A 13,653-nucleotide genomic window follows, 5' to 3' on the forward strand; every position below is an offset into this window, starting at 1 on the left:
TGAGTATATACCCCACATGTTGGTCCTGCATTGTTGCCGCTTAAAGGGTGTATCTGACTAATGCCACTCGCACCTCCAGCCCGCGTAGCCTCCCTCAGAGAAAAGGCGGATTTTATATATACCGGGGCTGACAGTAATATGCTCGGACATGCCTACAACTCTTTCTTCCATTACTTGTCCGTCTTTGGTCAAGATTTTTACACGATAACGTTGCTGTCCTTTTTTGTATGGATCAGTAAAACGCAGGGTTGTGCCGGAAACTGTGCTCAGTTCCCATTCTCCATGGTGGTCCGAAGTTCCGGCCTTAAGGCTACCGTGGGCCAATCTCCAGTCGGCGGCCATGTTTCCCCTGACCTTTTTGGCGTAATTCATTTTCGGCCTTGGTTGCTGGGGCGTTTCTACTTGTTGTGCCGGGGAAGATGGCGGTTGTGATGGTCCGGAAATTTTGGTTCCCCAGACCCGGTTACCTATCTGATTTTGGCCGTCGACCCTGCTGCCGTCAGCGGATATGGTCAGGTTGTCTACCCATTTGCCGTTACTCCATATGATTTTGACCTTACCCCGTGCAGGATCAATGCACTGCCAGCTGTTACCGTTACCGGGCATGCGCCCATCGGCGTAAAATTCAGCCTGCGAACCGGTAAACCATTTCCATTTGCCAACCAGCTTTTCACATATATTGCCGGACCCGCCATAGGGTGATCCGCCTGATGCTCCGTAAGTAGTGCTACTCCCTGCTGTGGGAGGCGGGGAGAAACGCAAACTGTTGATGCTCTGGCGGACAAGATTCTGGTACTGGGATGCAAAGGATTCGGCAAAGACCCCGATAGCCACTATGGCCCCGCCGTTGGCGTAGGTGAAAATGGCGTAGGCATGCAGTCTATTGCCGTTGTAGTAGGAGCTGTACTCTCTGAAAATTGCCGGATGGTTGTCCTGCATTATATTACGGCTGGCGATTCTGTTTTGGAAATATGCGCCGCCCCGCTGAAGTATTCCCCGTTCCATGCCGTCGGCAATGGCTTGCAGGCCGGGATTGTTGCCCGCTGCTGCGTAAACTTCAACAAAAGCGTTACGGTCCGGTGAGATGACTTGTTTCTTCAGATCCTCGGATAGCCCTTGAGTGTTGTGGGTCCAGCCGGTGGGTGTCTGTATCCAGAAATCGTAATCATCGTAAGCCGCACCGGGCTGGGCATTGCAAAGTAAAAGAACCATTGCCAGCAGAACCAAAGAAACGGAGTGTTTGAGGATATGCATATCTTGCCCCCGGCTGAAAATTGGATTTAAGACCTAGGCAGATCATAACATATGGGCGGGTGTTTTTGGAATTTTATATGTTGGTGGAGTGAAAGGTTCAGGAGGAGACTCTTTGCGAAATAAAAAAATATATAAGGTTAATATTCCTTAATATGATCCGGTCCCGTTGTTGCTGCCTCTCCGGTTAGACAAAGAAACAGGCAAAGATTGCCTCTTTCGAAAAATGATAAGGAGGGCAACAATGAGTATTTCCGGTGTAGGCGATTCGTCGGTCAGCGGCTTATTTTCAAGTCAACTGAATCCGATGAAGCGACCAGATGATTCTGAGTCTTCAGAGGATTTTGTAAGTTCTATTCTTGATGGTCAGGATAGTGATGCTGGAAAACTCAGCTCGTCTGAAGCTGGTTTTCTGGAAGATCTTTTTAGTGAAATCGATACAGACGGTGATGGAAGCCTATCTGAAGAGGAGATGGTCGCCGATCTGGAAAGTCGGCAGCAGATGAAAGCTGCCATGGGCAATATGTCTGTCGCCATGGGCGGCGGCGATGCGGTTTCCGGCAGCGGTTCTTCGGATAGCTCTTCCAGTGAAGAGGCAGAGGAGGAATACGATGAATATGATTACAATCAGGATGGCGTGGTAACTTTGGATGAGTTGCAGCAGGCTTTTGCCAGCGGAGACACTTCCCTTGAAGACATCGTCGGTCGCCGGGGTGATATTAATCAGCAGCAACCCAGTGAAGAAGGCCAGTCCGTTATGCAACGCATGGCTACGAGGGCCTATCAGGATCAATCTGTAAATACTTCCGCAAGCAACCTGCTTGGCTCCAGCGTATAAGTAAGCATCGTGATTCAGGCTGTGAACGGATTCACGGTCCGGCGTATTAATTTAAAGTAGGGAAATATGTCGTGAACATGGATGTAGAAAAAGGCTCTTCTTTTACTTAGATGAGCCTTTTTTCCTTTAAATGGTTACAGAGCCAAGCTTAAAATTTCCAGTAATTCTGCTTCAGTCAGTTCAATGGGATTACCTTTCATGCTGCTGGCCCGTGCTGCTTTGGCTGCAAGGGATTTGAAATCTTTTTCCTGTACTCCGATTTCCCCCAGTCCGGGGATATTCATCTGGATGCAAATATTTTTGACCCACTCGATACCATCGGCAGCAAGAGCGGAGTTGTTTCCGGTCAGGATCTGCGCTGTTTCATCATAAGCAGCAAGGGCCAAGCTTTGTGGATCGCGTTCCTTAAGGGCGCGGATATTAATTTCCATTACATAAGGCAGCAGAGCAGCGCAGACCGCTCCATGCGGGGCCTTGAATTCTCCTCCCAGCGGGGCGGCGAAACCGTGCACGGCTCCGAGCTTGGCGTTGGCAAGGGTGATGCCGGAAAAGAGGCTGGCCAGTGCCATGCCAGTGCGGGCTTCAACGTCCTGACCGTTCTTGTAGGCTTTTAGCAGGCTTGTTGCCCCGTGTTTTAATCCTTCACGGCAGAGCGCGTTAGTCATGGGTGAGGCGAACCTTGAAACGAATGATTCCATGAGTTGGGTCAGGGCGTCCAACCCGGTGGCAGCAGTGACTGCCGGAGGAGTGGACAGGGTCAGCAGCGGGTCAACCACGGCAATGTCCGGGATCATGTCCGCTGAGCGCAGGCTGACTTTGACCTTATGCTTAGCGCAGAGCAGTACCGCATTGGTGGTCACTTCCGAACCTGTTCCCGATGTGGTCGGGGCGGCGATGAGCGGCAATGGCTTTTTGGTTAGATCCATTCCCTTACCGACCACTTCCAGATAATCAAGCACATCCCTTTTATTAGGGATGAGTGCGGCAATGGCTTTGCCTGCGTCGAGAACACTTCCGCCACCCATGGCAACGACTACGTCGCAGTTTTTGGCGCGGGCTTCGGCGGCATGAGCACCGATCAGCTCCGTATCTGGTTCCCCGGAAATGGAAACAGTGTGCAGGTCTAAGCCTTTCTTCTGCAATCCATCAATAAGCCATTGAACCCGTTGCGGGGATTTCCCGGTCACAAGGCAGACTTTGTTTCCCATGGAAGATGCCTGCTCAGGAATGGAGCGGGCGGTTTCCAGACCGAAGACGATTTTGGGTGCGGTGGAAAATTGAAAATTCATAACTCACAGTACCATCACTCCGGCTGGGCAGCAATTTGTTTTCGTTAATGAAAAATATTGAAATGAGATTATAACGATGTTAACCGAGTTGTAACATCCGCGAATTCGATTTGTTTTGTTGGGTGCGTATGCTTTCAGATTGAGGATAACTTTGTTGTAGTAATATGAAGAAACATTCAGGAGTGAACAATGGATTTTCGTAAACTTGCTAATTATGTGCTCATGGTCGGTATGGCCGGACTTATGCTTGTGGGGTCCGGGTGCGCAGCCAAGAACAGCGGCATTCAGGTCGGTCCCCGTCCGTACTATCTTGTAAATGATTTGGACGAGGGTAAGCTGAAGACTGAGCTGAAAAAGAATCAGGATGCACCTCTTCAGCGCACAGACTTCTCTATCGGACATCGCGGGGCCTGCATGCAGTTTCCCGAACACACCAAAGAGTCATATGAAGCTGCGGCCCGCATGGGTGCGGGCATCTGTGAGTGTGATGTTACTTTTACCAAGGACCGGGAGCTGGTTTGTCGCCATTCCCAGTGTGATCTCGCCACCACCACAAATATTTTGCTTATCCCTGAGCTAGCCGCCAAGTGCACCCAGCCTTTCCTGCCTGCTGAGTACGATGAGGATGGAAAGATGATCAAGCCTGCTTCTGCCGAGTGTTGCACCAGCGATATCACCCTTGCTGAATTTAAGCAGTTAAAGGGCAAGATGGATGCGTCCAATCCTAAGGCCAGAACTGTTGCAGAATTTCTTGATGGAACTCCCGATTGGAGAACCGACCGTTACACCGGAACCGGAACTCTTATGACCCACGCGGAAAGCATTGAACTGTTCAAGAAACTGGGTATGAAAATGACTCCCGAATTGAAAAGCCCCAGTGTATCCATGCCGTTTCAGGGTGATTACACTCAGCAGCAGTATGCGCAGCAGATGATTGATGAATACAAGGCTGCCGGAGTTGATCCTAAAAATGTTTTTGCCCAGTCCTTCAATCTTGACGATGTAAAATACTGGCTCAAGAATGATCCCGCTTTCGGTAAGCAGGCTGTTTTTCTTGATGACCGCTATGACGACAAGACTTTTGATTACCAGAATCCTGAAACATGGTCTCCTTCCATGGAAGAGTTGGTTGCAGACGGTGTGACTATTATCGCTCCTCCGCTGTGGATGCTGGTTACTGTTGAGAATGGAAAGATGGTTCCTTCCGTCTATGCCAAGAAGGCCAAGGAAGCAGGTCTCGAAATTATAGCATGGTCCCTCGAGCGTTCCGGTCTACTTAAGAACGGCGGTGGTTGGTATTATCAGTCTGTCAAAGACATCATCACCAAAGATGCTGATACCATGGTTCTGCTCAACGTACTTGCTGAAGATGTTGGCGTAATCGGCGTTTTTTCCGACTGGCCCGGTACTGTGACCTACTTTGCGAACAAGAAAGATCTGAAGTAATTATGATGGTCTTCGCGATTTTTAATAGGACGTCCTTTGGGGCGTCCTTTTTTGATATTCATCCAAAATACTGATTGCAGGGCAAGCTGGTTCGGGTATTTATTAATCAGAACATGATTACGGGAGAATGCCATGCAGCCTATTAAAGTTACCATATTTTCTGATTATATCTGACCCTATTGTTACATCGGCAAAGGTCTTGTCGAAGAGTTGCAGAAGGAATTCGCCATTGAAGATGAATGGCTGCCTTATGAAATTCATTCAGATACCCCGGCAGAGGGCGTGCGTCTGGATGAATATTTCCCGGGCATGAAGCCGGAATTGTTTTTTGAAGAAATTAACGAGCGCGGCAAGCGTTATGGGCTTTTTTTCGGCCCGCAGCAGATTATGAGTAACTCCCGGTTTTCACTTATGGGCGGGGAATTTGCCAAGGAACACGGTTGCTATCACCAGTACCATGAAGCTGTGTTCAGGGCATTTTTCACCGATTGTAAAAATATCGGGGAGATGGAGGTGCTGCTGGCTGCGGCTCGCGAATGCCGTCTTGATGAGCAGGCTTTCAAGGGAGCATTGGAGCAGGGAGTTTATCTGGATAAATTAAAAGAAGGCACTCAAATGGCCCGTGATAACGGGGTTACCGCCGCTCCTACTTTTATGATTGAGGGGCATGGCAATGTTACCGGAGCCGCCTCTATTGATAGTTTTCGGGAAATTTTTGCCAAGCTGCGGGATACTCAGTAACAGAAAATTTTTAATTCACGATGAATTCACACCCGCCAAGGCAAGGTTCGTTCCGAAAGGGGCGGACCTTTTCTTTGGATTATTCATTAATGTTAAGAATGTAAATTTGTAGAGTTTAATTTTTACTTTTCGCAAGCTGAGCTTAATTGAATAGAAGTTCTACCCGTTCTAAAGTGAAAGCTAGTTTGTAGTTCAGTCTTGGAGTTAAATATGTTTCTTAAAACTTTTCTTGCATTTTTTGCTGTGTCCTGTCTGGTCGGACTTTTGTTTCTTAATACCGGATGTTCCGCAATTGCTTATTCTGATTTTGAGCCCGAAAATCCTTACGGAGATTTGCCCAAGTCTTCCATTCCCGAAGTTGTGGGCTTTGCTGCGTTTTTCAGCGATCATTCCTAGTGTCGGCTTTTTGCTGTGCCTGGTCCTGACACAAGGTTGTAATCCAAACGGGGTCTTGTCGTAATTCTTTTGCCAAAAATATCGCGCATATATTCCATGTCCGAAGGGAGGACAAACTACGTATATTAAGGAGTTGTACTATGGAAAGACGCGAATTTTTGAGGATGGGGCTTGTTGCCGGGGCCGCAGTGGCCGCTTCCGCAATACCTGTTATGGCTGAGGCTGCCTACACAGAATTTACAATTAAAGATTGCATGAAATTCACTCCACAGCAGATGGCTGAAAATTCCGGTGCGGTCATGGAGTCATGGAAATACATTCAGGTTCAGGCTGCAAGCATTAAGAATCCCAAGCTGCGCAGAGCAGTGCAGGACATCATTGCAAACCCTGCGCCCAAGCTCATGAGTGCTGTTTCCGGTCGTAAGAAAGAAGTTTACAAAGAACTTGAAAAGAACGGCTGGCTCAAGGGTGTTTCCTATGAAGCTTTTCTACCTGAAAACGGTTCTTCCAAAAAAGCCAATCAGCCTTTCTATACCGCCCCCGGCAGTGGATACACCAGTCATCATAGCTATCCCGGCGGCCTCGCCACTCATACTGCCCTGAACGTTGAAATGTCCCTGGCTCTTTACGAGAACTATGACAAAATTTACGGTTTCAATCTTGACCGCGATGTAATTGTTGCTGCCCAGATTTTGCACGACCTGCATAAGCCTTGGGTTTTCCAGTGGAAGAAAGACGGCTCCAGCCGCAATGAAAACAAACTTGCCGGAACAGGCGAGCACCACGTTCTGGGTGTTGCAGAATCCATAGTGCGCGGACTTCCTGCTGAAGTCTGTGTTGCTCAGGCCTGCGCTCACAATCACCCCGGTTTTTCCAAGGAAGAAGAAGGCCCGGTCCGCTGGCTCAAGGCTGCTGCCATCATTGCTGATGTTAATCCGGTCAAATATGGATTACTTGCTGCTGACGGCAAAACTCTTCCGCTTCAGCGCAGTATGGAAGCTTTCGTTACTCACCTCGGCGACCACGACTGGGTGCTGACTGTACCCGCCGCTAAATGGCTTATCCCGGCCATGGAAGAAATCGCTATGCAGGATTACGGTATGGGCAAGGCTGATCTCAAGTCCGCAAAATTTTATGCTTTCAGAAACAATGTATTCAGTCAGGCTACGATTATGACTCTGTATCACCTGATGCAGAAGGATGGTAAGGAAGCTCTGCGCAAGCAGGTTCATGCTATCGTTAAGGCTTAGCTTCTACTGATATAAGCACCAAATAAAAATGGGGGTTGCCGATAATTCAATCGGCAACCCCCATTTTCGTGAGCTATGAAAGATCAGTTTAGCTTTCCATGTACTCGTGCAGGGCTTTGCAGAGTTGGTCTGCACAGGAAGTGGTTTTTTTACCGCAGGTGATACCTTCGAGGGTCTCGATGATCTTGGGAAGTTCCATTCCTTCTATAAGGGCGGAGATGGCTTTGAGGTTGCCGTCGCAGCCGCCAGTGAAGTTTACAAAGGTCAGCTTGTCGCTTTCCACTTTAAAGCGGATCAGTTTAGCACAGACGCCTTTGGGGGTGAAAACATGGGTGTCCGCAGGTGCCTCAACTCCGCCGAGGGGAGAGAGCATGGTCGGTTGAAGTGAGATGTTTTCCATTTCGTCCTCTGTATTTGATTAAAGTCATATCCGCTGCGGGATGCTGCGGGTAATAGTAGATTGATTGTGCTGAGAGTTTTTCATCATGAAAATGCAGGTAAGGTCAAGGGTGTTTTGGAGCACTCTGCCGGGTTGTATTTTGACTTTCGGGACTTATTATGAAATTTCATTACTTTGCTGTTTGGCAAAAAGAGAAAATTAATATTGCTCTTAAGCGGATGGATAGAGAAGGAAGGTTTAGATGTTGAAAACAGCGGCCAAAAGTCACGCACAAAATTTTCCTAAAGCTTTTCAGGAGTATCCCTTAAGGCTTCAGGTGGAAGTGACCACAAGATGCAATATGAGTTGCTCCATGTGTGTAAAATACGCTCCCGAGAGTGATATTCATGAAGGTGACTTAAGTCTGGAAGATTTCAAGCGCCTCGGTCCGGCTCTCGGGCATTGTGAGAAGCTTGTTCTGAACGGGATCGGCGAACCGCTGCTGCATCCTGATCTGGCGGCAATGGCCTCCTTTGCCCGCAAGCGTATGCCGGAGCACGGTTCCATCGGCTTTCAGACCAACGGTTTGCTTTTTACAGAGCAGCGGGCGCGGGAGCTTGTTCAGGCCGGGGTGGATACATTCTGCATCTCTGTGGATTCGCTCGATTCTTCGGAGGTTAAAGGGGAGTTGCACGGGCAGTCCAGCACTGACAGGCTGGCCCGCACGTTTTCACTTTTGAAGGAGTCCGGTCGGGAAAGCGGAAAAAATGTCAGGCTGGGCGCGGAATTTGTGCTCATGGCCGATACATATAAGCAATTGCCTGAAGTCATCCGTTGGGCAGCCGGGCAGGGGGCGGAGTTCATACTTTGTTCCCATGTGCTGGCCTATCACGAATCCATGCAGGATCAATCATTGTTCAATCCCAACAGTTCTGCGGCTGTTGAGCTGTTTGAAAAATGGAAGAACATAGCCCGCGAAAGAGGGTATGACCTGCAACAATATTTCAGTTTCGTCTGGAATCCGGGCCGGAGCATGAAACGAGAGAAGTTGTTTGATCTTATCCGTGAAATGCGCGCCGATGCTGAGCAGCGTAATGTGTGGATAAACCTGCGCAGCCTTGCGGATTGGGACCGGAAAAGCCAGACTGATGAATATCGGCAGTTGCAGGAAATCTATGCCCGATCCAAAGAACTGGCTGCTGAGCTTGGAGTTGAATTACGCTTACCACCGCTTATGGCTGAAAATGAACTGCGCTGTTCATTTATGGAAGACGGAGCTGCGTTTATTACTTCAAAAGGAGAGATATCTCCCTGCCAGTTTCTCTGGCACAGCTGTACCTGTTATCTGGATGGTAGCGAAAAACTGCTCCGTCAGAAGAAATTTGGAAATATTGCTGAGGCTGGTCTGGGTGAAATCTGGAAGGGTGCAGCCTATACAGGATTTCGTGCTGAAGTGCTGGAATACGAATACCCTTACTGCTCCAACTGCCCCATGGTTCCCTGTGATGATATTATCGGGCGGGACAATGAGTTTGAGCTTGATTGTTTGGGTGTGGAAGTTCCTTGCGGACATTGCCCGTGGGCTATGGGCGGCTTGCAATGCCTGATGTGATCATTACTTTGAAAATGAACATTTAAATGAAAATGGCGGCCCGAATGAGCCGCCATTTTTTTATTCTTCGTCTTCTTCGGAATCTCTTTCAGTTACGAATAGATCCACTTCCTTGCTTTTCATCAGGTCACAGAAGACCTGCGGCGGGCGTTTGTCGGTGAATATCGCATCGATTTCACCGAGGTCGGCAATGCGGACCATTGCGTTGCGGTTGAATTTGGTGTGGTCGGTAACCAGAAAAATGTTGCGGGCATTGTTGATTATCTCACGGGCCACGCGCACTTCATGGTAATCATAGTCGAGCAGGGTGCCGTCTTCATCAATACCGGAAACACCGATAATGCCGTAATCCACTTTGAACTGCTTGATAAATTCAACAGTGGCTTCTCCGGTGATTCCCTTATCGCGCTGACGGACCATACCCCCGGCTACGATAACTTCGCAGTCGTTGTTGCTCATGGTCAGGGCAACATTAAGGTTGTTGGTGATAACCCGCAAGGACTTGTGGCTGGAAAGTGCTTTGGCCACTTCCTCGGTAGTAGTCCCAATATTTATAAACATGGAAGCATGTTCGGGAATGTGCTTGGCGACCATTTCTGCAATTAGTCTTTTTTCCTGATGCAGAATGTTTCTACGCGCACTATAATCAACATTTTCAACACTGGAAGCTCTGCCGGCACCACCATGAAAGCGTTGCAGCAGGTTGTTTTTACAGAGTTTGTTGATATCTCTTCTTATGGTCTGGGGTGTTACTTCAAAATGTTGTGCAAGAGACTCGATAGGAGTGAAGCCTCTTTCATTTACAATATTAAAGATTTCCCGCTGTCTTTTAGATAATGACTCGAGGTTCAGTTTCATGCCTTTCTGTCTTCGTTTTTGCCTTTCAGTCAAAATTATTGCTCCTTCCTTTCGCCACCGAACAATTTTGTCTATATAATGAGAGGCTTCGGTATTTATGGTTGTTTTTCTACACAAAGGTATTCATTTCATGTAAAATGAAAATTGATTGCTAATCTGCTTTTCTTAGCAGCACTCTCGCCCACAAGCAAGGTAAACAACTTCCATTTAGATGTAATGAAACCGAAAGGGTGATCATTTTGATCATTTTAAATGAATAAGATGATTAAACCATATAATTATAAAGGTTTTGGTTTCATAAGTTCCCTTGAATGTGTGGTTTATTTGATTCACTGGCCGAAAATGTATTTTTAGGCGTAAGGTCTGGGTTTTATTTTCTTTTTATATAAAAGTCTTGTAAAATGAAAATAAATTCTTGTCATATTGTTTTCAATATGTCACATTTTGTTCAAAAGCGAAACGAAAGAGGTGGTTTGGAAATTTTGAGCGTTTCGTTTTGAAATATGACGCGTGGGAGGAACCCGGTCTCCCGGAAGGCTTTTCCTGGTTTTTGGGTTCATATGTTCATTACAATTTTTATCCGGCGTTTCCGGTCGGTTTATAGAGTGGGTGTTGCATGAAACGTTCAGATTATATCCAGCAGATGGAAGACGACTCAAAGGTCTGGGACTTCATTATTATAGGTGGTGGTGCTACCGGACTTGGTTCCGGCCTTGATGCTGCTGCTCGTGGTTATTCCGTTCTTCTCCTTGAACAGGGTGACTTTGCTGAGGCAACCTCCAGCCGTAGTACCAAGATGGTTCACGGTGGTGTAAGGTATCTTGCTCAGGGTAATATTTCTCTGGTTATGGAAGCTCTGTACGAGCGTGGAATTCTCAAGCAGAACGCTCCGCACATGTGCTACAACCAGAAGTTCATCGTTCCTGATTACAAGTGGTGGGGGCTTCCTTACTACGGTATCGGTCTGAAATGCTACGATCTGCTGGCCAGAAAATATAGCTTCGGTCCTTCTCAGATCTACTCCAAGGGATCTGTTATGAAGGAAGTTCCCGGTGTGCTTGCCAAGAAGCTCAAGGGCGGAGTGACCTATCACGATGGTCAGTTCGACGATGCTCGTCTGGCTTTGACTCTTGCCCGCACAATGGCTGACATGGGCGGCTCTCCCATGAACCATACCAAGGTTACCGGACTTGTTAAGAATCCTACCGGCTATGTCTGCGGTGTGAAAGCTGAAGATAAGCTTTCCGGTAAGACTTATGAACTGAAAGCCAAGGCTGTTATCAATGCCACCGGTATTTTCACCGATGACATCATGAACATGGATAACGGCGAACATAAGAACCTCATCGCTCCCAGTCAGGGAATCCACATTGTTATTGACCGTGAATTCCTTGGTGGCGACACCGGCATTATGGTTCCCAAAACTGATGACGGCCGCGTAATTTTCTTCGTGCCCTGGCACGGCAAGGTTGTTGTCGGTACTACTGACACCGCCCTTGATTCTGTAAGCATGGAGCCTAAGCCTCTTGAAGAAGAGATCAACTTTCTCGTTGAGCACTCCGCAAGATTTCTTGCCAAGCCGCCGACCCGTGCTGATGTGCGCAGTGTGTTCACCGGTATCCGTCCGCTGATCGCAGCTGATGATTCCGATTCCACTTCCGCACTTTCAAGGGATCACTATCTGACCGTGTCACCCAATAAGCTGCTGACCATTGCCGGTGGTAAATGGACTACCTACAGGCATATGGCTGAAGACTGCATTGATAACGCAATCCAGATGGGCGGCCTCCCTTTCCGCCCCTGCGTAACCAAGAACGTCAAGCTGCATGGCTACACTGAAGAGTTCGACCACAATGACCACATGCATGTTTACGGTAGCGAAGCCGCTGAGATCAAAGCTCTGGCTGAAGAGTTCCCCGAACTCGACACCCGCATGCACGAGAGACTGCCTTACTCCTGGCTCGAAGTAGTCTGGGCTGCACGCAATGAATGGGCACAGACTGTTGGTGATGCTCTTTCCCGCAGAACCAGAGCGCTCATTATTGACGCTAAGGCTGCTAATGAAGTTGCACCTAAGGCTGCTGAAATTATGGCTAAAGTGCTTGGTAAAGACGAAGCTTGGGTTAAGGAGCAGACTGAACAGTTCCGTGAACTGGCTAAGAACTACATTGTAGACTAACATATTATATAGCGATTTTCCGGACCGGGTGTTGATGTACCCCTACTGCATCAATACCCCTCTGGACTATTGTGTGATCATATTTCGCACTGTTTTCAGTGCACCATATTCTCCAAAGAATGATGGGGGGCTTCCCTACCTCCATCACCACTTCCCTTTGCCGTCGGTCGCCTGGACCGACGGCTTCTTTTTTTTCAATTGATGTAAAAAAATAGTGTCTCCGTGTTGGAAATTGAGTATATTCGATTTCAATTTCATTACACAGATGTTCACTTAGTATGCATGAGCGCCCATGTGAGGCTTTCTGTGTTTACCGGAAGGTACCATTTTCGTTTCAGGTAAATTGGGTGTAAATGTTGCTGTATGTCACAAAAGCCACGCTGCATGCGGGTAGGGAGGAATTAGAAGAATAAAAAAGTTTTAGAAATGGATGTTGCAACTGTTTAATATCAAACTATTTTTACTAAACCGAAAGCTTAAAGTGAAAACTTCTTTTCGATTTTGAACATTATGGGGTTGATTTTTTGTTTGTTACAAAATACTGTCTACCCATAGGAAATGGAAAAGCGTGAGATTCATTCGAGCGCGAGGTGGTATTCGTTTCCGAAAAGAAACGAATTTTGTTTTTAACTGCTTTAAGAGATGTGGGAGTGATTATGAGTCCTTTCTTAGGCGAAGTAATTGGTACAATGATTCTTACCCTTTTCGGTTGCGGCGTAGTTGCCAACGTCCTTCTTGAAAAATCCAAAGGTCAGAACGGTGGTTGGATTGTCATCACTATGGGTTGGGGTTTTGCAGTAACATTTGCAATCTACGTAGCCGGTAAATACTCCGGTGCACACATCAACCCTGCTGTTACCATCGGTCTTGCTGCCGGCGGTTATTTTTCCTGGGGTCTGGTTCCCCTTTACATTGCCGGCCAGATGCTCGGCGCATTCATAGGTGCAGTAATTTGCTTTCTTACCTACAAATGCCACTGGGAACCCACTGCGGATGCTGGCCTGAAACTGGCTGTATTCTCCACTGGTCCCGCTATTCGCTGCACTGGCGAAAACTTCCTCTGCGAATTTATCGGTACCTTCTTTCTGGTATTCATCATCCTCGGAATCGGTGCCAACGAATTCACTCAGGGTCTTAACCCCCTGATCGTAGGTTTCTTTATCATGGCTATCGGCCTCTCTCTTGGTGGCCCTACCGGCTACGCTATCAACCCTGCTCGTGACCTCGGTCCCCGTATTGCTCACGCCATCCTGCCCATTCCGGGTAAAGGCGACAGCGACTGGGGATACTCCTGGATTCCTGTTGTAGCACCTATTTGCGGTGGTGTTGCAGGCGCTCTGGCTTACAAAGCTCTCATCGGCTAAGTATCACGATTGATAGAAATTAAATGATAATACGGGGTGAAGGTTTGCTT

Annotated in this window: 12 protein-coding genes; 8 read left to right on the forward strand and 4 right to left on the reverse strand. The window is 47.8% G+C overall.

The window, feature by feature from the left end; translation table 11 throughout:
• Nucleotides 1–57: 57 nt before the first annotated feature.
• Complete coding sequence (locus D0S45_08285) at nucleotides 58–1,254, reverse strand: hypothetical protein (GenBank protein TIH17149.1); 1,197 nt, start codon at nucleotides 1,252–1,254, stop codon at nucleotides 58–60.
• 223 nt (nucleotides 1,255–1,477) lie between these two features.
• Between D0S45_08285 and D0S45_08290 the strand changes: the two genes are divergently transcribed.
• A complete protein-coding gene (locus tag D0S45_08290) occupies nucleotides 1,478–2,089 on the forward strand; it encodes a hypothetical protein (protein TIH17150.1) in 612 nt (203 codons plus the stop codon).
• 134 nt (nucleotides 2,090–2,223) lie between these two features.
• Here the strand turns inward: D0S45_08290 and D0S45_08295 are convergent, their stop codons facing one another.
• Nucleotides 2,224–3,378, reverse strand: coding sequence for an iron-containing alcohol dehydrogenase (locus D0S45_08295; protein ID TIH17151.1), 1,155 nt, complete (start codon nucleotides 3,376–3,378; stop codon nucleotides 2,224–2,226).
• Between the two features lie 189 nt (nucleotides 3,379–3,567).
• On the opposite strand from D0S45_08295, the gene D0S45_08300 reads away from it, so the two are divergent.
• The 4 genes from D0S45_08300 to D0S45_08315 all read left to right on the forward strand — a co-directional run bounded on the left by D0S45_08300 (nucleotide 3,568) and on the right by D0S45_08315 (nucleotide 7,211).
• On the forward strand, nucleotides 3,568–4,824 hold the full coding sequence (locus D0S45_08300) for a glycerophosphodiester phosphodiesterase (GenBank protein TIH17152.1): 1,257 nt from the start codon (nucleotides 3,568–3,570) through the stop codon (nucleotides 4,822–4,824).
• Nucleotides 4,825–5,010: 186 nt separating this feature from the next.
• The gene (locus D0S45_08305) at nucleotides 5,011–5,565 is read left to right on the forward strand and encodes a hypothetical protein (GenBank protein TIH17153.1); all 555 of its coding nucleotides are present in this window, start codon (nucleotides 5,011–5,013) and stop codon (nucleotides 5,563–5,565) included.
• A 210-nt stretch (nucleotides 5,566–5,775) separates the two neighbouring features.
• Complete coding sequence (locus tag D0S45_08310) at nucleotides 5,776–5,961, forward strand: hypothetical protein (protein ID TIH17154.1); 186 nt, start codon at nucleotides 5,776–5,778, stop codon at nucleotides 5,959–5,961.
• A 140-nt stretch (nucleotides 5,962–6,101) separates the two neighbouring features.
• Nucleotides 6,102–7,211: a metal-dependent phosphohydrolase gene (locus D0S45_08315; protein TIH17155.1), complete on the forward strand. Its 1,110-nt coding sequence runs from the start codon at nucleotides 6,102–6,104 to the stop codon at nucleotides 7,209–7,211.
• Between the two features lie 88 nt (nucleotides 7,212–7,299).
• On the opposite strand, the gene D0S45_08320 is transcribed toward D0S45_08315, so the two are convergent.
• The gene (locus tag D0S45_08320; GenBank protein ID TIH17184.1) at nucleotides 7,300–7,584 is read right to left on the reverse strand and encodes a TIGR03905 family TSCPD domain-containing protein; all 285 of its coding nucleotides are present in this window, start codon (nucleotides 7,582–7,584) and stop codon (nucleotides 7,300–7,302) included.
• A gap of 268 nt (nucleotides 7,585–7,852) precedes the next feature.
• On the opposite strand from D0S45_08320, the gene D0S45_08325 reads away from it, so the two are divergent.
• The gene (locus tag D0S45_08325; protein ID TIH17156.1) at nucleotides 7,853–9,202 is read left to right on the forward strand and encodes a radical SAM protein; all 1,350 of its coding nucleotides are present in this window, start codon (nucleotides 7,853–7,855) and stop codon (nucleotides 9,200–9,202) included.
• A gap of 60 nt (nucleotides 9,203–9,262) precedes the next feature.
• Here the strand turns inward: D0S45_08325 and D0S45_08330 are convergent, their stop codons facing one another.
• Complete coding sequence (locus D0S45_08330; GenBank protein TIH17157.1) at nucleotides 9,263–10,093, reverse strand: DeoR family transcriptional regulator; 831 nt, start codon at nucleotides 10,091–10,093, stop codon at nucleotides 9,263–9,265.
• A 583-nt stretch (nucleotides 10,094–10,676) separates the two neighbouring features.
• Between D0S45_08330 and D0S45_08335 the strand changes: the two genes are divergently transcribed.
• Together D0S45_08335 and D0S45_08340 are read left to right on the forward strand one after the other, a co-directional pair.
• Nucleotides 10,677–12,239, forward strand: coding sequence for a glycerol-3-phosphate dehydrogenase/oxidase (locus D0S45_08335; protein TIH17158.1), 1,563 nt, complete (start codon nucleotides 10,677–10,679; stop codon nucleotides 12,237–12,239).
• A gap of 656 nt (nucleotides 12,240–12,895) precedes the next feature.
• Entirely contained in the window at nucleotides 12,896–13,603 is a 708-nt protein-coding gene (locus D0S45_08340; protein ID TIH17159.1) for an aquaporin family protein, read from the forward strand.
• Nucleotides 13,604–13,653 lie beyond the last annotated feature (50 nt).

It is taken from the genome of Marinifilum sp. JC120 (genome assembly GCA_004923195.1).
In the GTDB taxonomy this organism is placed as follows: Bacteria; Desulfobacterota; Desulfovibrionia; order Desulfovibrionales; family Desulfovibrionaceae; genus Maridesulfovibrio.